This is a genomic window from Paenibacillus sp. VMFN-D1, from assembly GCF_003386155.1.
Lineage (GTDB): Bacteria > Bacillota > Bacilli > Paenibacillales > Paenibacillaceae > Paenibacillus_AQ > Paenibacillus_AQ favisporus.
This window is the reverse complement of the sequence record NZ_QRDU01000001.1, coordinates 380,384-403,924: the sequence shown is the minus strand read 5'-3', so window position 1 is coordinate 403,924 and position 23,541 is coordinate 380,384. Positions and strand designations below refer to the sequence as shown.

General features: G+C 54.4%; 19 protein-coding genes and 1 other annotated feature. Of the genes, 6 read left to right on the top strand and 13 right to left on the bottom strand.

Features of this window, described 5'->3' with window-relative positions:
• Positions 1 to 20: 20 nt before the first annotated feature.
• Positions 21 to 2,006, bottom strand: a complete 1,986-nt coding sequence (locus C7820_RS01885) for a sensor domain-containing diguanylate cyclase (RefSeq protein ID WP_116229581.1) — start codon at positions 2,004 to 2,006, stop codon at positions 21 to 23.
• A gap of 476 nt (positions 2,007 to 2,482) precedes the next feature.
• Between C7820_RS01885 and rpsD the strand changes: the two genes are divergently transcribed.
• Complete coding sequence (rpsD, locus tag C7820_RS01880; RefSeq protein WP_076169912.1) at positions 2,483 to 3,082, top strand: 30S ribosomal protein S4; 600 nt, start codon at positions 2,483 to 2,485, stop codon at positions 3,080 to 3,082.
• A 142-nt stretch (positions 3,083 to 3,224) separates the two neighbouring features.
• On the opposite strand, the gene tyrS is transcribed toward rpsD, so the two are convergent.
• Entirely contained in the window at positions 3,225 to 4,478 is a 1,254-nt protein-coding gene (tyrS, locus tag C7820_RS01875) for a tyrosine--tRNA ligase (protein ID WP_116229580.1), read from the bottom strand.
• A gap of 58 nt (positions 4,479 to 4,536) precedes the next feature.
• Positions 4,537 to 4,801, bottom strand: a binding site (T-box leader).
• Between the two features lie 148 nt (positions 4,802 to 4,949).
• Here tyrS and C7820_RS01870 point away from each other — a divergent pair.
• Positions 4,950 to 8,066, top strand: coding sequence for a transglycosylase domain-containing protein (locus C7820_RS01870; RefSeq protein WP_116229579.1), 3,117 nt, complete (start codon positions 4,950 to 4,952; stop codon positions 8,064 to 8,066).
• A gap of 208 nt (positions 8,067 to 8,274) precedes the next feature.
• Here C7820_RS01870 and acsA read toward each other — a convergent pair whose 3' ends face one another.
• Complete coding sequence (acsA, locus tag C7820_RS01865; protein WP_105444570.1) at positions 8,275 to 9,999, bottom strand: acetate--CoA ligase; 1,725 nt, start codon at positions 9,997 to 9,999, stop codon at positions 8,275 to 8,277.
• A gap of 283 nt (positions 10,000 to 10,282) precedes the next feature.
• On the opposite strand from acsA, the gene C7820_RS01860 reads away from it, so the two are divergent.
• Positions 10,283 to 10,915: a GNAT family N-acetyltransferase gene (locus C7820_RS01860; RefSeq protein WP_116229578.1), complete on the top strand. Its 633-nt coding sequence runs from the start codon at positions 10,283 to 10,285 to the stop codon at positions 10,913 to 10,915.
• 177 nt (positions 10,916 to 11,092) lie between these two features.
• Here the strand turns inward: C7820_RS01860 and C7820_RS01855 are convergent, their stop codons facing one another.
• The 4 genes from C7820_RS01855 to C7820_RS01840 all read right to left on the bottom strand — a co-directional run bounded on the left by C7820_RS01855 (position 11,093) and on the right by C7820_RS01840 (position 13,866).
• Positions 11,093 to 11,791, bottom strand: a complete 699-nt coding sequence (locus C7820_RS01855; protein ID WP_116229577.1) for a 5'-methylthioadenosine/adenosylhomocysteine nucleosidase — start codon at positions 11,789 to 11,791, stop codon at positions 11,093 to 11,095.
• 205 nt (positions 11,792 to 11,996) lie between these two features.
• The gene (ccpA, locus tag C7820_RS01850; protein WP_076169906.1) at positions 11,997 to 13,010 is read right to left on the bottom strand and encodes a catabolite control protein A; all 1,014 of its coding nucleotides are present in this window, start codon (positions 13,008 to 13,010) and stop codon (positions 11,997 to 11,999) included.
• A gap of 90 nt (positions 13,011 to 13,100) precedes the next feature.
• Entirely contained in the window at positions 13,101 to 13,448 is a 348-nt protein-coding gene (ytxJ, locus tag C7820_RS01845) for a bacillithiol system redox-active protein YtxJ (protein ID WP_076169905.1), read from the bottom strand.
• A 112-nt stretch (positions 13,449 to 13,560) separates the two neighbouring features.
• Entirely contained in the window at positions 13,561 to 13,866 is a 306-nt protein-coding gene (locus C7820_RS01840) for a hypothetical protein (RefSeq protein ID WP_144025411.1), read from the bottom strand.
• Positions 13,867 to 14,218: 352 nt separating this feature from the next.
• Here C7820_RS01840 and C7820_RS01835 point away from each other — a divergent pair, with 352 nt between their 5' ends.
• Entirely contained in the window at positions 14,219 to 14,743 is a 525-nt protein-coding gene (locus C7820_RS01835) for a type 1 glutamine amidotransferase domain-containing protein (RefSeq protein ID WP_116231587.1), read from the top strand.
• A 106-nt stretch (positions 14,744 to 14,849) separates the two neighbouring features.
• Here the strand turns inward: C7820_RS01835 and ptsP are convergent, their stop codons facing one another.
• From ptsP to aroA, 4 genes are all read right to left on the bottom strand, one after another.
• The gene (gene ptsP, locus C7820_RS01830) at positions 14,850 to 16,628 is read right to left on the bottom strand and encodes a phosphoenolpyruvate--protein phosphotransferase (protein ID WP_116229576.1); all 1,779 of its coding nucleotides are present in this window, start codon (positions 16,626 to 16,628) and stop codon (positions 14,850 to 14,852) included.
• Positions 16,625 to 18,511 (bottom strand): glucose PTS transporter subunit IIA, encoded by a 1,887-nt coding sequence (locus C7820_RS01825; RefSeq protein WP_116229575.1) that lies wholly within the window; start codon positions 18,509 to 18,511, stop codon positions 16,625 to 16,627. The genes ptsP and C7820_RS01825 overlap by 4 nt, the downstream gene beginning before the upstream one ends.
• 131 nt (positions 18,512 to 18,642) lie before the next feature.
• Positions 18,643 to 19,086 (bottom strand): CoA-binding protein, encoded by a 444-nt coding sequence (locus C7820_RS01820; RefSeq protein WP_076169901.1) that lies wholly within the window; start codon positions 19,084 to 19,086, stop codon positions 18,643 to 18,645.
• A 68-nt stretch (positions 19,087 to 19,154) separates the two neighbouring features.
• The gene (gene aroA, locus C7820_RS01815; RefSeq protein ID WP_116229574.1) at positions 19,155 to 20,447 is read right to left on the bottom strand and encodes a 3-phosphoshikimate 1-carboxyvinyltransferase; all 1,293 of its coding nucleotides are present in this window, start codon (positions 20,445 to 20,447) and stop codon (positions 19,155 to 19,157) included.
• Between the two features lie 135 nt (positions 20,448 to 20,582).
• Here aroA and C7820_RS01810 point away from each other — a divergent pair, with 135 nt between their 5' ends.
• Positions 20,583 to 20,885 carry a rhodanese-like domain-containing protein gene (locus C7820_RS01810; protein ID WP_076169899.1) on the top strand — a complete coding sequence of 101 codons (303 nt, stop codon included), beginning with the start codon at positions 20,583 to 20,585 and terminating at the stop codon, positions 20,883 to 20,885.
• A 172-nt stretch (positions 20,886 to 21,057) separates the two neighbouring features.
• Here the strand turns inward: C7820_RS01810 and C7820_RS01805 are convergent, their stop codons facing one another.
• A complete protein-coding gene (locus tag C7820_RS01805) occupies positions 21,058 to 21,573 on the bottom strand; it encodes a shikimate kinase (RefSeq protein ID WP_234489328.1) in 516 nt (171 codons plus the stop codon).
• A gap of 177 nt (positions 21,574 to 21,750) precedes the next feature.
• On the opposite strand from C7820_RS01805, the gene C7820_RS01800 reads away from it, so the two are divergent.
• Positions 21,751 to 22,086, top strand: a complete 336-nt coding sequence (locus tag C7820_RS01800; protein ID WP_076169898.1) for a hypothetical protein — start codon at positions 21,751 to 21,753, stop codon at positions 22,084 to 22,086.
• Here the strand turns inward: C7820_RS01800 and gndA are convergent.
• Positions 22,077 to 23,489 (bottom strand): NADP-dependent phosphogluconate dehydrogenase, encoded by a 1,413-nt coding sequence (gene gndA / locus C7820_RS01795; RefSeq protein ID WP_116229572.1) that lies wholly within the window; start codon positions 23,487 to 23,489, stop codon positions 22,077 to 22,079. The genes C7820_RS01800 and gndA overlap by 10 nt on opposite strands.
• Between the last annotated feature and the right edge of the window lie 52 nt (positions 23,490 to 23,541).

Genomic DNA, 23,541 nt, shown 5'->3' with positions numbered 1-23,541 from the left:
CCCGAGAGTGGGGCCGCCTGCTACATATCGTTCATGTTCTCCATTTGGATTTGGTTGCGTCCGCTGTTCTTCGCCCTGTAGAGGGCCATATCCGCTCTGTAGAACAAGCTGTCTACACTCACCTGCGGGTCCGTCCAGCACCATTCCGCGATTCCACTTGAAATCGTAACGGACGGGCTTGTCTCCCGGGCGACCCGGCTTCGGATCACTTCAGCGACTTTGACCGCCTGGTGCACCCCCAGCTGCGGCATATACACCGCGAGCTCTTCCCCGCCCCAGCGCGCAGGCACGTCTTCCTCCCGAATGGAGGATTTCACGATATCGCTGACCTGCCTGAGAATGTCGTCCCCTTTTTGGTGGCCGTATGTATCGTTAACCTGTTTGAATTCATCAATGTCTACCACGATCAGAGACCCGCAAAAATCGCTCACTTGATACTGCTGAATCATCTTATCAAGGTAATGGCGGGCGTACATGTCGGTCAGCATGTCCCGGTTGGCCATCCGTCTCAGCTCGGCGTGGAGCAGCGCGTTGCTCACCGACAGGCCGATGTGGCTGGACAAGGTCTGCAGAAGCCGGTAGTTGTCATAGGAAAAATAATGAGGGCTGCGGTGCGTCAGCAGAATCGCCCCCATCACCTTGCCGTTTACGGTCAGCGGTGAAGCGATGAGGGATTGCGAATGCGTGATTTCCATCAGCTTTGAGGGGACTTTGCCGTTCAGCGAATAGTCTGACAGAATTACAGGTTCCTTTTTATGAAAGACAAGTCCGCCGAAGCCGTACTCTGCATCAAAAGACGGGGCTAGGCCAGAAACGTTGGACGCCATGACCTCCAGAACGTTCCGCTCCTCATTGTACTGCAGGAAGCAGCAGTAATCCGCCTGAAAAATATCCAGCATCTCTTCGCTGGCAAACTTGTAGATATCCCCCAGCTTGAGGCTCTGGTTCAGCCGCTGAGTCAATTCGTTAATGAGGCGCAGCTCATGAATCAGCAGGTTCGACTGCTCATAGAGCTTCGCATTTTCGAACGCGTTCCCCGCCGTGTCGACCACCATGCCGATCAGCTGCAGGTCTAAGTCTTCCCGGAGCTCCCGGGACATCACCAGATGCAGCACCCCATAGACGCCCTGCTTACCGCCGAGCGGTATGGCAATTTCGGTCTGGCCTTCCATTCCTTCGCCGCTGCCATCCTGCATCATGAGCCTTCCATCCATAAAAGACCTGACGCAGATATCCTCGCCCCAGGGATGAAACACGAGCGGTTCTACCCGCGGATTGCGGCTTTGATGGTCCTGGGACATGAGCAGCCTCGCCCGGACGGTGGGGTACAGTACTTCAAGGCTGTCCAGAACTTCCGTCAGCACGGTTTCGACGTCGATCTGATCATGCATCCGCTGCATGATTTGGAACAGGATGGACCGGCGGTTGGCTTCCCTTTCCGTGCTTTCCTGTACCTTCAGAATGTCCGATACGAGGGCGAACTTAAAGCTTTTGTACAGGCAGGAACGATAGTGAAGCGCCATCGCGGCAACGGTGTCCCGGGTTCCTTCATCCAATAAGCGTGCGGGAATCCCGCAGACCAGAAGGCACACCAGCGCATGGTCCCGGCGCGTAAAGACCGGAATAACCGTCGTGACCCAGGAGCTTCCGCGATCCGCCGGGTCATCAGGATGGTCCCAGACTTGTTCCCCCGACTCCAGGCAGCGGCCGATCTCTCCCGTCAAACCGCAGAAAGGTTCCGAATGGAGAGCTTCATCGCCTTCGATCCAGCGCCCTTCGTAATCCGTCACGGCCCACAAGGCTTGTCCGCTTAACGTCAGCGCCTGCCCTTCGGTGCGCCACTGGAGAAAGGCTTCCTGAATCACGTGATCCACATAGGGCAAATCATGAATGGACAAGTCGATCTCCTGCAGCCAGGAAGTAGCCGACTCTGAGGGAAACGCCAGCTCGGTATTCGTCTGGAACAGGCTTTGATGCTTGGTTGTTTCTCGTTGGTGTTCTGACATAGACAGGCGCTCCTTTACACCGTGCCCAGAGGGTGTCTTTCAAGGCACCATAAAATCACAATCAATCATTGTCATCCTTGCAATATGAAAATCCCCTGACAAAGTCGGGTTATGTCGGATGTGTTATAATAATCATATTCTACTCTGTTCCAAGCAATTTTGCACTCATATTTCAGATATTCGTCCTACTTTTTTAGGACTATAGCCCTATCGACAAAATTAGACTTTTCCAACACAATGTCAGGCCTTGACTTTTGCCTACTCTATAATATAAAATCTATTGTTGAAAAAGACTGCAATATAGTCTTGATTTGGGCGTAACGTTGTGTCACCCTCACGTCATTTGTTGCTGACAGGACAGCGGCTGAACTTTCCCGTCAGTTGTGCGGTTCGTACTAGGACGCACAGGTAAACAAATACGGCGCAAATAGAGCCCTACTGTAAATTATTCGAAAAATAAAGGAGTCTACTATAACATGGCACGTTACACAGGTCCAAAGTTCAAATTGAGCCGTCGTCTGGGAATTTCCCTGAGCGGTACTGGTAAAGAATTGAAACGCCCTTTTCCTCCGGGACAACACGGTCCTAACCAACGGAGAAAAATGAGCAACTACGGTATGCAGCTTCAAGAAAAACAAAAATTGCGCCACATGTACGGTTTGGGTGAAAAGCAATTCCGCACGCTGTTCGACAGAGCGCAAAAAATGCAAGGTATTGCCGGCGAAAACTTCATGTTCTTGCTGGAAAGCCGTTTGGACAACCTTGTTTACCGTCTTGGTTTCGCTAACTCCCGTGCAGGAGCGCGCCAATTGGTCGCTCACGGTCACGTGACTGTTAACGGCAAGAAAGTAAACGTTGCTTCCTACCAAGTAAGCACAGGCGACGTGATCGGTCTTCGCGAAAGAAGCCGCAGCCTCTCTTCTATTAAAGAAGCATTGGAAAACCGTACGCATCTGCCAGGCTACCTGGAGTACAACGATGGAGCTTTGGAAGGTAAATACATCCGTTTCCCAGAGCGCGCCGAGCTTTCCCAAGACATCGACGAAAGACAAATCGTCGAATTCTACAACCGTTAATATTTGCTGCAACCCAGCCTGGAACTTTATGTTCCGGGCTTTTTTGTTTGTTTTGAATGAAAAACAGGGCTGACTGGCAGCCCTGTGTATCGTGGTGGTATCCCCCGGCCTCTCCCAGCCTTCCCACGGCTTCTTAAATCTTCTATAGCAGCCGGAGCTTGGCAAATTTGCGTCTTCCCGCTTGAACGATATCGCCGTCCCGGACTGCGATCTCCGCATGGGGATCCTCGATTTTCACTTCATTCAGCTTGACCGCCCCTTGCTCAATGCTCCTTCTGGCCTCGCTGTTGGAAGAAGCAAATCCGATAAGGATCAGCAGCCGAACCAGCCGGATGGCCCCTCCCTGCAGCTCGTTTGCGGGAATATCGCGCAGCTCGATATCTTCAGGAAGCGCACGCTGCTGAAAGACAGTGACGAAATGCTGCCGGGCCGCTTCGGCCGCCTCCTGCCCGTGGTACATCCGGACAAAAGCTGCCGCCAGGCTCATTTTGGCATCCCTTGGGTGAATACGGCCGCCTTCCAATCCTTCACGCAGAATTTGAAGGTCTTCATTCGTGATATCCGTGGCCAGCTCGAAGTATTTCACCATCAGCCCATCCGGCACCGACATCGTTTTGCCGAACATTTCGTTCGGTGCGTCATCGATTCCGATGTAATTGCCGAGGCTTTTGCTCATCTTCTGCACGCCATCCAGCCCTTCCAGCAGCGGAAGCGTGATCGCCACCTGCTGTTCTCCCCCGTATTCCTTCTGCAATGTGCGGCCCATCATGAGATTAAACGTCTGATCCGTATCGCCGATCTCGATATCCGTCTCCAGCGCCACCGAATCCATGCCCTGCATCAGCGGGTAGAAAAACTCGTGAATGCTGATCGGGAGCCCGCCGGCATACCGTTTGGAAAAATCGTCTCGCTCCAGCATGCGGGCCACCGTCACTTTGGAACCGAGCCCGATCACGTCGGCAAAGGTCATCGGGCCGAGCCATTCGGAGTTGTAGTATACCTTCGCTTTGTCGGGACTTAATATTTTGAACGCCTGAGCCTGATACGTTTCCGCATTCCGCTTCACGTCCTCTTCCGTCAGCTGCCTGCGGGTTTCCGATTTCCCGGTCGGGTCGCCGATCCGGCCCGTGAAATCCCCGATGATCAGCTGCACCTCATGTCCCAGCTCCTGAAACTGCCGCAGCTTGTGCAGCACTACCGTGTGCCCCATATGAATGTCCGGAGCGGATGGATCAAGACCCAGCTTTACCTTGAGCGGCCGTCCTTGCACAACCGACCGGATCACCTTGCGTTCCAGCTCTTCGTTCGGCAGGATTTCGACCGTCCCCCTCCTGATGACAGCCAGTTGGCGTTCAACCTCTTCCTTCTGGGCCGGCATAAGTTGTTCCCACTTCATCGTCATCAACCTCTCTCTGATCCGTTTAGAATGTACAGCAAAAAGGCTCCTTCTCGTCCCAAGGGACGAGAAGGAGCCTGCTCGCGTTACCACCCTAATTAAAGCAGCCGTTTCGGGGACGATCCCCTTCCACCCACTGCTTTCACTTCATTACGATAACGGACTGCCAGGTCCGGTGCCAGACTACTTACGCTCCTGGTGACGCGCGTTCCTCCGGACGGCTCAAGACGGTAATTCAAAGGGAGAGGCTGCCGGTTTGCACCACCCACCGGCTCTCTGATCAGCCCAGGCTCCCTTCTACTGGAGTCTTTCTTTGCCTTTTGACGATATGTTCTTTTTGGATTAACCCTATTTATACCACACACCCGAAAAAAGTCAATGATTGCCATCCATTTGGCCACGATTCGATCTCTGCATTCAAAATACGCAATTTATGCTATAATAGTTCCGTCAAAAGGAGGATAGCCACGAATGGTTGAAGATAACAAACAAAAGCCGGAAGAGCAGACCGCTCCGAAAAAACGGTCCTACGGCCGCATCATCGGCCTTACCGCGATGTGGACGCTGGTCGTCATCGTTATGGGAGCACTGTTCGCCGGCGGTACGGCAGCCGGGTACCTCACTTCCATCGTGAAGGATGATCCGGTCCGTTCCAGGGCATTGATTGACCAGAAGATGAGCGAGAACTCCATTACGGGATTCGCCTACTTCCGTGACGGCACCCCCATCGGACAGCTTCGGACCGATGAGGACAGACGCCCCGTGGAGTATAAGCAGATACCGCCCATCGTCATCGACGCCGTCGTATCGATTGAAGACAATAACTTTTTTACACATAAGGGTGTTGACATCAAGGGCACGCTCCGTGCCGTCAAGCAGAAGCTTCTGCATGAATCCGTGCAGACCGGAGGAAGCACGCTCACCCAGCAGCTGGCCAGACGCGTATTCCTGAACCTGGACAAAACGGAAGACCGGAAATTCAAGGAAATTTTGCTCGCGCTCCGGCTGGAGCGGTTTATGACGAAAGAAGAAATTATAACGGCATACTTAAACAAGGTTCCGTTCGGCAACGGATCCAGCGGCTACAATCTGTACGGTATTCAGGCCGCAGCCAAAGGCATTTTTAATATTAGTGATCTCAGTAAATTGAACGTCGCCGAGGCGGCTTATTTGGCCGGTCTTCCTCAGCTGCCTTCCAGATATTCGGCCTTCAACGGCAAAGGCGAGTTTAACGAAGCCAACTTTAAGCGCGCCATCGACCGGCAGCATCTGGTGCTCCGGCGTATGCTTGAGGAGAACAAAATCACGGAAGCCCAGTATAAGGAAGCGCTCGCTTTCGACATTCGCAAGCAGCTGGCTCCCCATGTGGAGAAGGCATACGCGACCTTCCCTTATCTGATGATGGAAACGGAGCGCCAAGGCGCCCAAATCATCATGCAGCTGAATGAGCAGGCGGAAGGCAAAGTTCCCGGGGATGATGCGAAGCAGGACGGCGATCTGCTTGAAGAAGCCCGGCAGCAGCTCAGCACGGGCGGGTATCGGATCTATACCACGATTGATAAAAAGGTGTACAATACGATGCATAAAATCGCCGAGGATGACAGCAACTTCTCCCCTGACAGCAAAACCAAGGGGGCCGAGCAAACGGCGGCCATGATGATCAACAACAAGACCGGCGCCATTCTCGGCATGATCGAGGGCCGTGATTTTAACAAAGAACAGATGAACTATGCGACCCAGATGATCCGCCAGCCGGGATCGACGATGAAGCCGATTGCGGCTTACCTGCCGGCGATTGAGTCCGGTGCAATTCAACCGGCAAGCGTGGTTGACGATTCGCCGATTATTTTGCCGGACTGGCAAAAAGGGTATCATATTCCCAAAAACTCAACTTCGGGATATAAAGGATTGATGACGGCGCGCTCTGCACTCAACAATTCCGTGAATACGGTCGCGCTTAAACTGTACAATAACGTTGTCGGAATCCAGAACGCCTGGAGCTTTGCCAAGAAGCTCGGGATCACGACCCTGCAACCGGATGATTATGGTGCAAAGACCGGCGTGCTGGGCGGCCTCGTTTACGGTGTGACGGTTGAAGAGCTGACCAATGCTTACAGCGCCATTGCGAACAACGGCCAGTTTAACGACGCCTACATGATCGAGAAAATCACCGACTCCAAAGGCAACATCGTGTATCAGCACGAAGCCAAGCCGGTGCAGGCTTTTTCCAAGCAGACGGCCTATCTGATGACCGACATGCTGCGGACCGTCATCACCGAAGGAACCGGCGATGTCGTCCGCAAAAATTACAAGCATTTTAAAACCGTGCCGATCGTCGGCAAAACGGGTACGACCCAGAATTACGGCGACGTCTGGTTTTTGGGCTATTCCCCTGACGTGACGCTTGGGGTCTGGGCAGGTTATAAGGAACAAAAGAACACCTTGACCACCAAGGCGGCGAAGAAACGCGCCCAGTCGATCTGGACCCTCGTGATGAACGAGGTGATCGACAGAGAACCGGAGCTGTTCAAGACTTCGAAGTTCGATAAACCGGACGGCATCGTAACCAAGACGGTGTCCGCCTACAGCGGCAAATTGCCGACATCGCTCACGGACCGGTTCGTGACCGACATTTTCAACAGCAAATACGTTCCGACGGAAAGCGACGACGGCATCGCCAAAGAGAAGTACATTACCTACAACGGCGTAAACTATATCCCGCAGGATGGTACGCCGGATGACATGCTTAAGGAGAAGGTCGTCGTCAAACGGGAAAAACCGATTTCCGAGCTGATCAAAGAGCTGGAGAACGCGTTTGCCAAAATGAAGGGCGGCCACAATGCGCTGTCTTACTATATCCCAAGGGATGCCAACAGCGACATGCCGACCAAGATCGATCCGCGCGTAGACGACGGCGCCGCACCGGCTGCCCCATCGAACGCTTCGATCTCGTGGAACGGCAGCAAGGCCGTCATCTCCTTCAGCCCTACCGGACAATCCGATGTCGTCGGCTACCGGCTGTACCGCTCGGATAACGGTGGCTCCTACCGGAGACAGGCCAGCCTTCTCGTCGGAGAAGGGTCATCCTTTACGAGCGCTGCGAGTGGCGGATCCAGCTTCTATGTCACGGCCGTGGACGTGGCCGGCAAGGAGTCCGCACCGAGCATGACCGTCGGCCTTGGCGGCGGATTAACCAACATAATCGGAGGCACGGACGATCCGTCCGGGGAACAAGGACAAAACGACGGGCAGGACAATCCGGACGGCGGTACGGCATCTGGAGAGACACCGGGAACGGAACAGGCGCCTCAGACGGCTCCAGCCGCTCCTAGCGGGCTTCAAATGGCTGCTACGGAGACCGGAATCCAATTCCAGTGGACCGCCGCAGGAGCCCAGGAAATGGTCACAGAGTACGACGTTTATTACAGTACGAATCCGAACGGTCCGTATGTCAAATTAGGCACCAGCACGGAGCCTGGCTTATCGTACACCACATCGACTCCAATCAAAGGTTACTTCTTCGTATCTGCGGTAAATAGCGCAGGCGAATCGCCAAAATCGCCGGGCGCCTACTTTGAGAAAAAGTAATGGACCTGGCAAGCAGTTACAGCATCACAAGAGGCAATCCCGGTATGGGATTGCCTCTTTTTTATTGTATATAGAGCGGTTTATCAGAAATATCGGGATAACGAAAACAGCCGGCTGTCAGGGTATAACCCTGGGCAACCGGCTGTTCTTTTATTCTTTTTACGGCGTTATCCCTTACCGTTAGCCAAGATAACGCTAGATTCTGTGCTTAGTCTTCAATTGTGGACAAATCGCCTGTCGGAAGGTTTAACTCCCACGCCTTCAGCACGCGCCGCATAATTTTACCGGAACGCGTCTTCGGCAGTTTATCCTTGAACTCAATTTCGCGTGGTGCAGCATGGGCCGATAATCCCTCTTTGACGAAGCGGTAGATCTCGTCCTTAAGCTCCTGCGACTCGGTGTAACCTTCGCGAAGCGAAATAAACGCCTTGATGATTTCGCCTCTCGTCGCATCCGGCTTGCCGATGACGCCGGCTTCTGCAACCGCCGGGTGCTCGACAAGCTTGCTCTCGACTTCGAACGGTCCGATCCGCTCGCCGGACGAGTTGATGACATCGTCGATCCGGCCCTGGAACCAGAAGTAACCTTCTTCGTCCATGTATGCCGAGTCCCCGGAAATGTACCAGCCGGGAATTCTGAAATACTCCTGATACTTGGCCGGGTTTTTCCAAATCTGGTTCATCATCGACGGCCAAGGGGCTTTGATGGCCAGATTGCCCATTGTATATGGCGCCACTTCCTTGCCGTTATCGTCCAGGATAGCAGCTTCGATCCCTGGAAGCGGCCGTCCCATGGAGCCAGGCTTGATGGCCATGGAAGGATAGTTACAGATCAGCTGCCCGCCCGTTTCGGTCATCCACCATGTATCGTGAATGCGCTGCCCGTATACTTTCTCGCCCCAGCGGACGACTTCAGGGTTCAGCGGCTCGCCAACGGACAGAACGTGGCGGAGGCTGCTGAGGTCAAACTGGGAAATCACATCGGCCCCAGCCCCCATCAGCATCCGGAAAGCGGTCGGTGCGCTGTACCACACCGTGACTTTGTATTTATCAATCGTGCCGTACCAATCCTGCGGACTGAAGCGTCCGCCGCGGATGACATTGGTTACCCCGTTCAGCCAAGGGGCAAAAATGCCGTACGATGTCCCTGTTACCCAGCCCGGGTCAGCCGTACACCAATAGGTATCGTCTTCCCGAAGATCAAGGACGATCCGGCCCGTATAGTAATGCTGAATCATCGCATTCTGAACGTGGTATACGCCCTTCGGCTTGCCGGTGGAACCGGAAGTATAATGAATAATCAATCCGTCGCTGCGGTCCAGCCATTCGATCTGCAGGTCCGCAGGCGCTTCGTTCATTTCCTGCTTATAATCAATAATGCTGTCGTCCGTCTGTACATTGTCGCCAACGACGAAAATATGCTTCAAGTCGGGAAGCTCATCCTTCTTGACGCGCCCAAGCAGCTGTGGCGTCGTAATCAGGGCGACGGCCCCGCTGTCTTCGAGCCGATCCTTGACGGCCGTCTCCATAAACGCTTCAAAGAGCGGTCCAACGACGGCTCCCACTTTCAAAATACCCATGAGGGAGAAATAAAGCTCCGGACTCCGCGGCATAAAAATAAACACCCGGTCTCCCTTACCGATACCGTATTTGCGCAGCACGTTACCGAATTTGTCGGACTGCTCCTTCATCTCCGCAAAGGTATACGACTCATCACGGGAAGCATCGCTGTACAGGAGCGCCGTCTTCGATCCGCGTCCTTCCGCCACATGGCGGTCAATTGCCTCGTAAGCCATATTTACCTTGCCTGTGTCATACCAGGTGAAATGTTTCTCCACATCTTCCCATTGAAACTCGGAACGAGCCTGTTCATAATCGCCCATATTGGATGATGAAACCACGCTCGGCAAGATTTCATTGTGAATTTGATCCATACTTTCATCCTCCCTCTGTTCTCCCATGCTAGGGCAGCGCTTACAATCTTGTATGAGTTCATGCCAATAGATTGACACCATACACATCATGACTTGATTTACGAGAGTTTTGAATGATTGCTGAAAGGGTATAGCATACAGGTTAAGCACTTACGGAAACAGCAAAAAATGTGACTAATTTATGTCAGAGATATTATAGCACAGGATGTATGCCCCTGCCATTCCCTTTTCATTTATTTGTTTTTTTGCTATAAGTAGGTTAGAAGCAGAAAGGAGCGTCCAGATGGAACACCTCAAACTGTATCATGTCCATCCGCTGTCCCGCGAGGACCGCTGCCTGATTGTCGAAGGTCCAGTACTACCGGGGAGGCTCGCGGAGCTTACGATGCATCCGGATCTCGACGCTTTCCGCAGGCCGACCGAGCAGCACAAGGCGTTGATCGAAATCGCCGGTCTTCCGGAAGGGAGAATCATCATTACCCGGGATGAAAACGTGATCGTCGGCTATGTCACCTTCCACTACCCGGACGAGCAGGAACGCTGGTCGCAGGGTCATATGGCCGACCTGATCGAGCTGGGAGCGATTGAGGTGGCCAACAGCTACCGTTCACTGGGACTCGGGCAGAAAATGATCACAACCGCTTTTGAAGGCGGCCAAATGGAGCCCTACATTGTCTTTACGACCGAGTACTATTGGCATTGGGACCTCAAATCCAGCGGCCTCAGCGTATGGGACTATCGCAAAATGATGGAGCGGCTGATGAAAGTCGTGGACATGGTATGGTACGCCACCGACGATCCGGAAATCTGTTCCCATCCGGCCAACTGCCTTATGGTCCGCATCGGCCGGGACGTTCCGCTGTCCTCCAAGGAACAGTTTGACCGGATCCGTTTCCAGCAGCGATTTATGTATTAACCATATACACGATGTTTCGGAGATGGCCTTTGCCATATGCCGGACAAGCCGAAAAAATCCCCGGTCTCCCGGAAGAGGGGCAAAGCGAGCCGATCATCGTGCGGCTCCATCCTCTCTTCAAGGGACTGGGGATTTTTAGTTAGATTCCAATCGTTTCGATGCTTGTCGAGCCGCCGACTACAACCGCTGCACCATGTAATCCAGAATCGCATGGGAGCGGCGTGACGACGCTACCGTAAATTCGGCAAAATTGGCATGTGCCGAACCGTCGGCCTTGTCGGACATCGACCGGATCACAACAAACGGCACGCCGTTCATATAGCAGACTTGGGCTACGGCAGAGCCTTCCATTTCGACACAGGCTCCTTCCATATGCTCGTAAAACCAGGCTACCTGATCGACGTTCGCGATAAACTGGTCCCCCGAGAGAACCCGTCCCACCTTGCAGTTGACCTCTCCGAGAGCCTGGCAAGCTTCCTGCGCCAAAGCGATGAGACTTGCGTCCGCCTTGAACTCCGATACTTCCTGGTAAGGGATTACGCCACGTGCGTATCCGAGCGGGCTCACATCCATATCATGCTGCACGCAGTCCGACGAAATGACGATATCGCCGATGTTCAGTTCCGGATGAACAGCTCCGGCCACACCGGTAAACAGCACTTTGCCGACGCCAAACTGGTCGATCAAAATTTGCGTCGTTACCGCCGCATTGACTTTGCCCACGCCGGATTTGCAAACGATAACCGGCTTGCCTCTGTATGTACCCCGGGCATATTTGACGCCCGCTTTCGTGACTGTCTCCGCCCCTTCCATCCCGGCAAGAAGCAGTTCCACTTCCTCATCCATGGCTCCGATGATTCCTATCATTTCTGGCATGTCATCTTCAATCCTTTCAAGCGGTCAGTTCTCGATGATGCTGGCTTGTACAAAATATGATTTCGGACGATAAGGCCTCAATTGGCTATGAAAACAGGCACATGGCTGCATCGTATCTGTTAAGAGCCGCACATCCCAAAAAAAGCTCCTTGGAAGGAGCTTTTTTCACGAGTATTCAACCTTTTTCATATTTGGATATGTCTATTTATTCCTCGTTCACATGACTTACGGAGAGCCGCAAAATCGTTTCGTGAGGAAGAATGACCCGAGGGTTGTCCACATTTTCTTTCTTCATCAGCTTGGTCAAGAGACGCATCGCTACCGCACCCAAATCGTACATCGGCTGCGCTACAGTCGTCAGCTGCGGACGAACCATCGAAGCCATGCGGATGTTATCCACACTGATGATCGAGAAGTCATCGGGAACCTTCAGACCTTCGTCTTGAATGCTGTGAATGGCGCCGATCGCCATCTCGTCGGTGGCCGCAAAGATCGCCGTAGGCTTCTTCTTCAGCCCGAGGAAATACTTCATCGCTTCCACACCGGATTCGTACCGGTAGTTGCCGATGCGAACCAGGTCTTCCTGATACTCGATGCCGGCAGCTTCCAGCGCTCTCTTGTAGCCTTGGAAACGGGCATAGCCGTTCGCCGGGTCCTGGAGCGTTCCACTGATCATGGCGATGTCACGGTGACCGTGACGAATCAGCGTATTTACCGCATCAAAGGCAGCCGCCTCATGATCGATATCCACGGAAGGATAAATGCCGTTCTCGTCGCGCGTCGCACAGAGCACGATCGGTACAGCCGAAGTCTGGAAAGCCTGAATATGCTCGTCCGTTACGGTTCCGCCCATGAAGAGCAGCCCGTCCACCTGCTTCTCCAGCAGCGTGTTGATGACGCGAATTTCCTTGTCTTTTCTCTTGTCAGCGTTACACAAAATGATATTGTAGTGGTACATATTGGCGATATCTTCGATACCCCGGGCGATCTCCGCAAAAATGGAGTTGGATATGTCCGGAATCACGACACCCACGGTTGTCGTTTTCTTGCTGGCAAGTCCTCTTGCCACCGCGTTCGGACGATATCCTAATCGTTCAATTGCTTCATATACTTTCTTCCGGGTCTGAGGCTTCACGTTCGGATTGTTGTTGACAACCCGCGATACCGTGGCCATCGATACGCCTGCTTCACGCGCCACATCGTAAATGGTTACCGTCAAATTCCTTCTCTCCATTGCAAATAAATTTTCATTCGTCAACCCATTAAACTCAATGATACGACAAAATTTTGCATTGTGCAATGATTACACTTACAGCTGTTGCAAATGCTCTTTAATCACTTCAGAAGTAATATGAGAATGAGACGTATGCCAGATGGGCGCCTGATTTTGAACCAGAATAACCTGAGGCGATTCATGCTGCACCCCAAGACGATCCGCCGCTTCCATCGATACCGGACGGTCTTCGACAACATGGATCAGACCATACTGTACGGCTTCATTCGGCTGATCTTCCAAGTAAGACATCATTTCCCGATACGCACCGGCGCTGATCGGGCAGCGTGTACTATGCTTAAACAGCAGCAGAGGCTTATCTGTGGAGGCTTCCAATGCGGATTGCAGCTGATCGCTAGTAGTCAGTTTAGTCATTGTCGCCATTTGATATACATCCCCTTTTTTCGATTCAAATCCTGAATCTATCGTATCAAAAAGCTCGTGAAAAATCCAACATACCTAGCGAAAAACCCGAAAAAATGCAGTAAAACGTAAATCAGGCGTAAAATTGGTTCAATTCAGGCAGCATTGCCGACAGCTGGGACAGCCGCTCCCGGATATTTTCCACCCACTCGTGGTCCTCCGTCTGTTCGGCAAAGCTGTATAAGTCCAGAAGCAGGTTGATACGGTCCCTGACCTCGGTTTCAATCTGCAGCTCCAAATCTTCGCGGGACAGGCTGTCGGGACGCAGGAACACCTCGCGAACCATTCCTGCCAGCTCATGGTGGTCTGCCAAAGAAAAGCTTCGACGGGAAGGACGCTCCCCGAGCGTCTCGACGCATTTCTTCAGCACCGGTCTCATGCATGGCAGCAGCTCATAATTCGAACAATCGTCACAAGCAAGCACCGGAACATGCCGTATGATTACATTACGGGTATACATCACCGTGCGTAGATCAAGTCGAAGGACTTCCCCACATTTACATTTTGATCCCATATTTCCACCCCATATATCTTTTTACATCTTTATATAGTCATTGTAAAAATCGTCTTTCCCTTCGTATTCGCCCTGCCCGCGCTGGATTCCTTCCTCTCCAGCCCACCAGTTTTATTTACCAAACGGCCCATCCCTTTCTTGTAAAGCATGATTGTTCTATTCATTTTTGTTACACTGGAAACATAGGGACATTTACTCAGGAGGGAGCATGCTGAACATGAGATTAGCCGGAAAGAAGGTCATTGCGCTCGTCGATGACCAGTTTGAAGACTTGGAGCTGTGGTATCCCGTATACCGGGTGAGGGAGGAAGGCGCCGAGGTGCACCTGGTCGGGGACAAGAAGGGACATACCTACATCGGCAAATATGGCGTTCCTGCCGTATCGGACTATTCGTTTGAAGAAGTGGACAGCCGGGATTACGACGGCATACTGGTGCCCGGTGGATGGGCGCCGGACAAGCTGCGCCGCTACGGAAAGGTGCTGCAGCTGGTGCGGGAAATGCACGAGGACCGCAAGCCGATCGGGCAAATCTGCCATGCAGGCTGGGTGCTGGTCTCGGCTAAAATTTTGCAGGGCGTTACCGTGACCTCCACTCCGGGCATCCGGGACGACATGGAGAACGCCGGCGCGATCTGGAAGGACGAGGCGGTCGTCACTGACGGACATATCGTGTCCGCCCGCCGCCCGCCGGATCTTCCGCCTTACGGCAAAGCCTTTTGCGATGCGCTTGCGGGGCAATAAGCAGCAGGCCATAGACAGTCAGCCGGGTCAAAAAAAAGAGCCTGACCGTCCACTTGGTGGATCGGCGGGCTCTTTTCTGTATTTCGACGGTAGTGGCGGCAGGCGGTCAGGAAGCGTTGCTGCCCTTTTCGCCACGAGGCTGATTCATGTTTTCGTTATTTGCGCAGGCAGGCTCGGCAAATTCGGTCAGCAGGCGTTCGATTTCGACGCTGCTCTTCAACTGGTAGCATGTCTGCGCCGTCCGCTTCGCATCGGAAGCCGTCGTGTTAAGTATCCGATGCTTCAGCTTCAACAGGGACTGGATCGACATGCTCAGATGGTCCACGCCCAGCTCCAGCCAGATCGGTACCGATCGTTCATCGCCGGCCATTTCGCCGCACACGCTGACGGGAATGCCCGCCCGGTGCGCGGCTTCCACCGTCGTGCGCAGCATCCGCAGAATCGCCGGATGGAACGGATGATACATATGGGCGATTTGCTCGTTCATCCGGTCAACCGCCAATACGTACTGCACAAGATCGTTCGTTCCGATGCTGAAGAAGTCGCATTCTTCCGCGAGCAGATCGGCGATGATGACTGCGGCGGGAATCTCGATCATGATGCCGACCGGGATGTCCTTGTCGTAAGCGATGCCCCTTGCGTCAAGATCGGCCATGGCCCGATGCAGCACTTCATTGGCTTGTCTGATTTCGTCGACCGATGAAATCATCGGGTACATAATTTTCACCCTGCCGAACGCGCTCGCCCGAAGAATGGCGGTCAGCTGCGTCTGAAAAAGCTCCTGGCGGTCAAGGCTGATCCGGATCGCCCGGTAGCCTAAAACCGGGTTATCCTCATCCGGCAGCGCAAAATAATCCAGCTGCTTGTCGCCGCCGATGTCGAGCGTGCGGATCACCGCCCCAAGCTCACCCACTTGCTGGGCTACCTGGCGGTACACCTCAAACTGTTCCTCTTCGCTCGGAAACGTGCTGCGGTCCATGTACAAAAATTCCGTCCGGAACAGCCCTACGCCATTGGCGCCGTATTTCAAGGCCGATTCCACTTCTTTGGCGGAGCTGATGTTCGCGGCCAGGTGAAGCTCGCAGCCGTCCTTCGTGATCGCTTCGACGGCAGCCAGCAGCTCCAGCTGCTCCTTTTTCGCCAGCTGGCGCTCCCGGATCCGCACATATTCTTCCACGAGCGCATCGTCCGGATTGAGATACAGCGCTCCGGTGTCCCCGTCAATGACCAGCAAATCCCCGGTCTGGATCGGATCCTTCAGCTTGTTCTCCAGCCCCGCAACGAGCGGGATACCGAGAGCCCTCGCCATAATTGCCGAATGGGACGTCTTCCCGCCGACCATCGTCACGATGCCGAGCACGTGGGAAGGATTCAAATGTGCCAGCTGGGACGGGGACAGCTCCTTGGCCACGAGGATATACGGCTGGGTATCCGCAGGCAGCGTAATCTCCGGCGCGCCGAGCAGATGCTTGAGCAGGCGGTTGCCGACATCCTTGATGTCCATCGCCCGCTCCTTCATGTATTCGTCATCCAGCAGGTCGAACATCGTGACGAAATGATCGATCGCCTCTTTTACTGCGACCTCGGCCGCTTTATACTGGCGCTCAATGACGCCTTGAATTTCATTCATGAACACCGGATCGTCCAGGATGGCCAAATGGGCGTCAAAAATGCTCGACTCCTCTTCCCCGACCATATCCCTGAACTCATTTTTAATAAACTCAATCTCATTTTTGGAGGTGCGTATCCCCTCATACAGCCGTTCAAATTCGTTGGCCAGATCTACTGCGTCGATCCCGGTCTCGGGCAGGTCCCATTCCCAGTTCGGCAGTACAAATGCTTTTCCAATCGCTACCCCGGCAGATGCACCGATGCCTTGTATCATGATTCCAAACCTCCAACATTTCTGTCGTGTAATACTACGGACATAACCGACGTCTGCCCCTTCTTGACGGCTTTGAACGGAGCGAAGCTCCATGACTTAACGCGGTCCGGGTTGGTGATCACCATCGGCGTGGCAAGCGATGAAGCATGACTTCGGATATAGTTGATATCAAATTTAACCAGCAGCTGGCCGGGCTCCACCGCGTCTCCTTCTTGCACGACCGCGGTAAAATGCCCGCCCTTGAGCTGGGACGTATCGATGCCGATGTGAAGCAGCACCTCGAGCCCTTCCGGTGTCGAGATCCCGATGGCATGCATCGTCGGGTACAGGTGCATGATCGTCCCGTATACCGGAGACACAAGCTCCCCTTTCTCCGGCATGAACGCCACCCCGTCTCCCACCAGCTTCGCGGCGAAAATATGATCGGGCACTTCTTCGATCGGGATCATTTTCCCTTGGACCGGCGCGCTGAACAGCACCTGCGGCAAATCCCGGTGCAGCAGCTTGTTCACTTCCTCGCGGATCAGCTCCGAATAGGTGCCGAATACGACCTGGACGTTGCCGCCGCCGAGCTTGATCAGCCCCGCGGAGCCGAGCAGCTTCAGCGCATTGCCGTCGATGATGCGGTCGTTCTTGACCGTCAGCCGCAGCCGGGTGATGCAGGATTCCACCTGGACGATGTTGTCCTTGCCCCCGAGCGCTTCCAGAATGAGCGGCGCCTGATAAGGGATGTTGCCTGCCCAGTCTTCCAGCGTGGAGCCTTCCTCGCGTCCGGGCGTCGGAATTTGAAACCTCCGAATGGCCCAGCGGAACAGAAAATAGTACACAAGGCCGTATCCGAGCCCGATCGGAATAAGCAGAAGCGCGTTATGCGACAGATGGAAATTCAGCAGATAATCGATCGCCCCTGCGGAATAGGAAAACCCGTGATGAATATCGAGCGCATACGTAATCCACATCGCGATCCCCGACAGGATCGAATGCAGGATGAACAAATAAGGCGCTGCGAACAAGAAGGCAAACTCGATCTGTTCCGACACCCCGGTCAAGAAGCAGACCAAAGCCGCCGTCAAAAACGTCTTCTTGACCTTCGGCTTCAGGTCTTCCCGCGCTTCCTGGATGATCGCCAAGGCGATGCCCGGCAGCGCGAACATCATAATAGGGAACAATCCGGCCATGAATGTACCGGCGGTCGGATCCCCCGCAAAATAACGCGGCAAATCCCCCTGCACGATGCTGCCCGACGGGATTTTGTAGGTTCCCAGCTGGAACCAGAAAACATTGTTGAGCAGATGATGAAGGCCGAACGCCGTCAGGATCCGGTACAAAATGCCGTATAAAAACAGACCGAATCCGCCCATATGCGCCATGAGCATGGTCAGCTCGTTCAGCGCCTTCTGCAGCAGCGGAGCGATGAAGACCATCACCCACGAAAACAGGGCGGAGAACAGCCCCATAAACAAAAGCACGAAGCGCGAGCCGCCAAAAAACTGGACAATCTCAGGCAGCTTGATATGTTTATACCGGTTATAGGCAGAGCCGGCGATCATGCCGAAAATGATGCCGATCAGCGTAGAAGGCTGAATGCCACCATTACCCAGATGCCTCGTAATTTGATCATAGATAAACATCCCGGCAAGAGCCCCAAGGCCAGCCGGTCCCGCCTGGTTCGCCAGTCCCCAGGCCACTCCTACCGCAAACAGATACGGGAGGAAATAAAAAATACCCTGTCCTGCCCAAGTGCACACCTCTGCGACGCCCGGCAGCCCCCAGGCTGCCCATGGCAGACTGCCGACACACAGCAGTATGGCGGCCGACGGCAGAACCATCGTAGGCAGCATCACTGCTCTGCCGAGCTGCTGCAGCGATCCAAGCCAGTTCAAGACATGCACTCTCCTCTCAACACACACACATATTTAAAATGGTACGCGTTGTTCAACTTTTTGTCAAAAAGAAAAAAGGACCTGCAGATTGCTCTGCACGGCCCTGTCTTGCCTCGTATTCAGTGAAGGTATTATCCGTTCTTTTGGCCGGGACGGTTCGGCCGGGTTACGGAGTCCTCCACCTTGATGCAGCGGTCCATAATGACCCGCATGCCGTTCTCTTCGCCGATGCTGGCGGCTTCATCGTTGACAACGCCGAGCTGCAGCCACAGTACCCGCGCGCCGATGTCGGCAGCCTCCCTGGCCACGTCCGCGCAGTATTCGCTGCGCCGGAACACATCGACAATATCGACGGGTTCGGGAATGTCTTTCAGCGAGGCGTAGACGGTTTCGCCAAGGATGGTTCCCTGAACGGTCGGGTTCACGGGAATGATCCGGTAGCCGCGCTGCTGCATCGCTTCCGCAATCATATAAGAAGTGCGGTCCGGCTTGTCGGACAGGCCGACGACCGCAATGTTGCCGGCCTGCTCCAGAATTTCCTTGATTTCTTCCCGGGTCGGATTTTCAAATGACATCGTTCATCCCGCCTTTACTCTATTTTTCTTCAAGAATCCGATTTACCTGTACTTATATAACTTATGAGTTACTTTACCCATTCCACCTGGGCGCCAAGCGCCTTCATATGGTCGAAGAACTGCGGATACGATTTGGCGACGTGGTGCGCGTCCTTGATCCGCAGCGGCTGCTTGGAGCGCAGGCCGACGATGGTCAGCGCCATGATGACCCGGTGGTCGTAATGGGCGTTGATCTCGACGCCCCCCTCGACCCCTTCCGGCCGCCCGTGGACGATGATCTCCGCCTGGCGCTCCTCCACGTTGGCCCCGGCTTTGCGCAGCTCAGCCAGGTAATCGGTGATGCGGTCGCATTCCTTGTAGCGCAAATTTTCCACGTTATAGAAGCGGGAGGTTCCTTCCGCAAACACGGCGGCCGCCACCATGGCCAGCACGGCATCCGTGGCTGCGTCCCCGTCAAACTCGACGGCTTTAAGCTTCCCGTTGCCGCGGACATGGACTTCGTCGTTCTCATGCGTCAGGGGAGTCTGCATCATCTGAAGCACGTCGACAACCGCGCGCTCTCCCTGCTTGCTCTGCACCGGCAGGCGCTTGATCAGCACGTCCGATTCCGTGACCGCTGCCGCGGCCAGCACCGCCGCCGATCCGGGGTAGTCGCCCTGCACAGTATAGGTTTTCGCCTGGTAGGACTGGTTGCCGGGAACGCGGAAATGCGTGTAGTCGTCGCTGGCATGAATGACGATCCCTGCCTGCTCCAGCACTTCCAGCGTCTGACCGATGACGACTTTCGATTTCAGGTCGCCCGTGACCTCAATCTCGCTGTCCTCCGCCAGCAGCGGTGTCAGGAACAGCAGAGAGCTTAAGTACTGCGAGCTTACTTCGCCCGATACCGTAATTCGGCCGCCTTTCGCCTGCCCGCCGCGAATCGTGATCGGCAGGCGTCCGTTGTTGTGCTCCACCTGCACGCCGATTTGCTCAAGCGCGGTGATCAGGTCATCGTGCGGACGCTTGCCCAGCGAGTCCGGATACGTATTGACGAACGTCACCCCCGGGCAGAGGGCGGCGGTTCCCATCAGGAAGCGCAGCACCGCTCCGGCGTTGCCGACGTTCAGCTCCTTGACGTCACGCGGATGCCTGCCGAAGCCGGTAATGACGGCCTTCTCGTCGTCTTCGACGAGCGTGGCGCCGAGGTCCTGGATACAGCGGCGCATTGCGTCGCTGTCCTCGCTGTGAGCCGGGAAGTATACCGTGCTTGTCCCTTCGGCCAGCGCCGCCACCAGCAGGTAGCGGGTCGTATAGTTTTTGGATGAGAGAGCTCCGATTTCCCCGCTCAGCCGGGGAGTCGGATGTACGATCATGTCCATGTGTAATCTCCTTTGCACTAGTCGGTAGTATAGCTCTTCCCGCGGATCTGTCCGGATTGACAGCCGATTTACTGCTTGGTTATCATAGGTGATGAACAGTATGATTACAGTCGAAAAGAGGTTTTAACATTGTCAATGTTTCGTGAAATAGAGCCTTCTGAGGTGAGACGCCGCCTGCTTGCCGGCGAGTCCCTGCAGATGATCGACGTCCGTGAGGACGATGAAGTGGCCCAGGGCATGATCAGCGGCGCCAAGCATATCCCGCTGGGTGAAATCCCCGCCCGTCTGGACGAAATCCCGAGAGACGGCGAAGTCATTATGATCTGCCGCAGCGGCGGCCGCAGCATGCGCGCCTGCCAGTACCTGTCGCAGCACGGCATCGACTGCGTCAACATGGTCGGCGGCATGCTTCAATGGAACGAGGAAGAAGAAGAATAATCCCCACGAAGTGAAGTTATTGCTTCGATGCCTATTCAGGTACTTGGCGGGGGGCCCGAAAACATCATCCCCACAAAGGGAAGTTATGGCTTGGATGCCCATCCGCAACCTAAGCTACTGAAGCAGCAGCTTGACCCCGTTCAGGCTGCTGCTGTTTTTCACAGAGATAAGCTTAGACGCGGTAATGCGCTAAAATTGCACGCATGACTTCTTCCGCCGCAAGGCCCGACGTGTCCACCGTGCAGTGGGCAAAGCGATACGCGTCTCTCCGCTCCTCAAGCAGCGCTCTCACCCGCTCCTCCGCATTGCCCGCAAGCAGCGGCCGGTTCCGGTCCCCCTGGACCCTGGCAATAATATGCTCCGCATCCGCGGTGAGCGCCACGACGAGCCCCCCCTGCAGCATCAGCTCGCAGTTGTCCGGGCGCAGCACCGCGCCGCCCCCCGTGGCGACGATCACTCCTTCTCCGGAGGCGAGCACCTGCCGCAGCGTCTCGTTCTCGAGCTCGCGGAAATGCGGCTCGCCATGCCGCTCGAAGATCTCCGGGATCGTCATGCCGGCCTTTTCCACGACGGCGGCATCCAGATCGATCAGCCGGTATCCGAGCTCCATAGCCAGCAGATCGCCGACGGTTGACTTGCCCGTGCCCATCATACCGATCAAGATAATATTTTGTTTAGTCCGGTTCAATAGAACACCCCTTTTGCACTTGCTGCTGCCCATGCCGTTACTTGCTACATATCATAACACAGGCCAAAAACTTTCGACAATGCCGTCCTTCGCCTGCAAGTCTATTTGCAGGAACTCTATCATATACATACATCAACTTGATAACCAGTAGAATATGAGGAGTGGTCGAGAGGAGCCATGCATGATTCCCATAGCCCTTTACTAGGAGGCCCCAAACGGATAGAGCAAATCTTCGATCCCCAGCACATTTTGTGCCGGGACGATCTGCTCTGGGTGCTTCATTACGTCCAAAAAAAAGTGGCCCAGAAAGATCCAGCCCTGCTGGAGCTTCCCAAGCCACGTCTAATGCGCAATTTTCAATATTTCGGCGAGGCCGCCGTCCTCCTGCTCAGCCGGTCATCTGCCCAGGGGCTCGACAACGAAAGGATCCGCGTCTGCCTGCTGGAGGCGATGCACGGACTTTTCCAGAGCGGAGAAAACGAAGCGGCTCCCCCAAGTAACGATTACTCCTGAATCCAGTTGTGATGGAAGACGCCTTCCTTGTCCACGCGCTTGAACGTGTGGGCTCCGAAGTAATCGCGCTGCGCCTGAAGCAGGTTCGCCGGAAGCCGCTCCGTGCGGTAGCTGTCGAAATATGCCAGGGCGCTGGCAAAGCCGGGAACCGGAACGCCTTGAGCAACGGCCGTCGCTACCGTCGTACGCCATGCTTCCTGGTAGTTCTCGATGATGTCCTTGAAGAACGGATCCAGAAGCAGGTTTTTCAGGCCCGGATCTTTCTCGTAGGCGTCGGTGATGTTCTGCAGGAAGCGGGAGCGGATGATGCAGCCGCCGCGCCAGATTTTCGCCAGGTTGCCGTACTGCAGATCCCAGCCGTACTCGTCGGAAGCGACGCGCAGCTGCGCGAAGCCTTGGGCGTAGGATACGATTTTACTTGCAAACAGCGCCTTGCGGACGTTCTCGATAAACTCGGCTTTGTCCCCTTGGAACGGTGCTTTTTTCGGGCCGTTCAATATTTTGCTCGCTTCTACGCGTTCTTCCTTCATGGCCGACAGGAAGCGGGAGAACACGGATTCCGTGATCATGGACAGCGGCACGCCCAAATCCAGGGAGCTTTGGCTTGTCCACTTGCCCGTGCCTTTTTGTCCGGCTGCGTCCAAAATAACGTCCACCATCGGTTTGCCCGTCTCCGGATCCTTTTGGGCGAAAATATCGGCCGTAATTTCGATCAGGTAGCTGTCGAGCTCGCCCTTGTTCCAGTCGGAGAAAATTTCATGCAGTTCTTCGGCGCTCAAATCCAGCGTGTCCCTCAGAAGCTGGTAAGCTTCGCAGATCAGCTGCATGTCGCCGTATTCGATGCCGTTATGCACCATTTTTACGTAATGTCCGGCACCGTCCGGTCCGATATATGTACAGCAAGGCTCCCCGTTCACTTTGGCCGAAATCGCCGTCAGAATCGGTTCTACCAGTTCGTAGGCGCTTCTTTGTCCCCCAGGCATAATGGAAGGTCCCTTCAGAGCTCCCTCTTCCCCGCCGGATACGCCTGTCCCGATAAAGCGCAGCCCTTTTGCTTCCAGCTCCGCGCTGCGGCGCTGTGTATCCGGGAAGTACGCGTTGCCTCCGTCGATGATGATGTCCCCTTCGTCCAAGTGAGGCACCAGCTGCTCGATCGTGGCGTCGGTCGCCTTGCCGGCTTGTACCATAATTAAAATTTTTCGCGGTGTTTCCAGCGAGTTCACAAATTCCTCAATCGAGAAAGTCCCCGTCAGATTTTTTCCTTCGGCTTCCTTCAAAAGATCATGCGTTTTTTCTGGAGAGCGGTTAAACACGGAAACGGTGAAGCCTCTGCTCTCAATGTTGAGTGCCAGATTTTTGCCCATGACAGCAAGGCCGATGACACCAATTTGTTGTTTCGACATATGTTTTTTCTCCATTCTTTGCGATTTTTTGATGAAAATTTTAGAACAAGCC

What these genes read in the sequence shown, in the direction of transcription:
- C7820_RS01885 (WP_116229581.1), bottom strand. Translation starts at nt 2,006, where the DNA reads ATGTCAGAACACCAACGAGAAACAACCAAGCATCAAAGCCTGTTCCAG.
- rpsD (WP_076169912.1), top strand. Translation starts at nt 2,483, where the DNA reads ATGGCACGTTACACAGGTCCAAAGTTCAAATTGAGCCGTCGTCTGGGA.
- tyrS (WP_116229580.1), bottom strand. Translation starts at nt 4,478, where the DNA reads ATGAAGTGGGAACAACTTATGCCGGCCCAGAAGGAAGAGGTTGAACGC.
- C7820_RS01870 (WP_116229579.1), top strand. Translation starts at nt 4,950, where the DNA reads ATGGTTGAAGATAACAAACAAAAGCCGGAAGAGCAGACCGCTCCGAAA.
- acsA (WP_105444570.1), bottom strand. Translation starts at nt 9,999, where the DNA reads ATGGATCAAATTCACAATGAAATCTTGCCGAGCGTGGTTTCATCATCC.
- C7820_RS01860 (WP_116229578.1), top strand. Translation starts at nt 10,283, where the DNA reads ATGGAACACCTCAAACTGTATCATGTCCATCCGCTGTCCCGCGAGGAC.
- C7820_RS01855 (WP_116229577.1), bottom strand. Translation starts at nt 11,791, where the DNA reads ATGCCAGAAATGATAGGAATCATCGGAGCCATGGATGAGGAAGTGGAA.
- ytxJ (WP_076169905.1), bottom strand. Translation starts at nt 13,448, where the DNA reads ATGGCGACAATGACTAAACTGACTACTAGCGATCAGCTGCAATCCGCA.
- C7820_RS01840 (WP_144025411.1), bottom strand. Translation starts at nt 13,866, where the DNA reads ATGAGACCGGTGCTGAAGAAATGCGTCGAGACGCTCGGGGAGCGTCCT.
- C7820_RS01835 (WP_116231587.1), top strand. Translation starts at nt 14,219, where the DNA reads ATGAGATTAGCCGGAAAGAAGGTCATTGCGCTCGTCGATGACCAGTTT.
- ptsP (WP_116229576.1), bottom strand. Translation starts at nt 16,628, where the DNA reads ATGATACAAGGCATCGGTGCATCTGCCGGGGTAGCGATTGGAAAAGCA.
- C7820_RS01820 (WP_076169901.1), bottom strand. Translation starts at nt 19,086, where the DNA reads ATGTCATTTGAAAATCCGACCCGGGAAGAAATCAAGGAAATTCTGGAG.
- aroA (WP_116229574.1), bottom strand. Translation starts at nt 20,447, where the DNA reads ATGGACATGATCGTACATCCGACTCCCCGGCTGAGCGGGGAAATCGGA.
- C7820_RS01810 (WP_076169899.1), top strand. Translation starts at nt 20,583, where the DNA reads ATGTTTCGTGAAATAGAGCCTTCTGAGGTGAGACGCCGCCTGCTTGCC.
- C7820_RS01800 (WP_076169898.1), top strand. Translation starts at nt 21,751, where the DNA reads ATGCATGATTCCCATAGCCCTTTACTAGGAGGCCCCAAACGGATAGAG.
- gndA (WP_116229572.1), bottom strand. Translation starts at nt 23,489, where the DNA reads ATGTCGAAACAACAAATTGGTGTCATCGGCCTTGCTGTCATGGGCAAA.